This window comes from Methylobacillus sp. MM3 (assembly GCF_001645185.1).
Lineage (GTDB): Bacteria > Pseudomonadota > Gammaproteobacteria > Burkholderiales > Methylophilaceae > MM2.
Map to the genome: position 1 here is coordinate 1 of NZ_LXTQ01000015.1, position 441 is coordinate 441.

Consider the following 441-nt stretch of genomic DNA (forward strand, 5'->3'; position numbering starts at 1 on the left):
GTGTAAGAACGTTGTTCTACCATATCCTGGACTTCCGATTAACGCGATGTGCCCAGCTTTTTTCAATTGCAATACCATCGGTCCTTGATATTGTTCTTCTGGTACGTCTTTAAGTCCTAATGTTAATTCCACTTCTTTTGCATCATCTGACCATAATTTTCTGAAATCTGTTTCTACTAAATCTTCTTGATATACATTTTCTGGCAATGGTGGTAGCCATGGACGCTTAACTTCTTCGATTTCTAATCGTGTTGTAATAGATTCGATATGATCTATGACCGCTTCTAACTCAGTTTGATTTTCTTTCGTTTCTTCATCTTCAAGTCCACTCAAGTCTTTGTTGATTGCTTGAAGTTGACCATAGTCATTAATCATGTAAATCGTCTTATCTTCAACTTCTAATTTATCGCCTTCGATGTCATATGTTGCACCACTCCATGC

1 protein-coding gene is annotated in these 441 nt (G+C 37.2%); it reads right to left on the reverse strand.

What is annotated here, in order from left to right; genetic code table 11:
• Positions 1-441 (reverse strand): hypothetical protein (locus tag A7976_RS14795; RefSeq protein WP_205633474.1); only part of this gene is annotated, 441 nt, incomplete at both ends.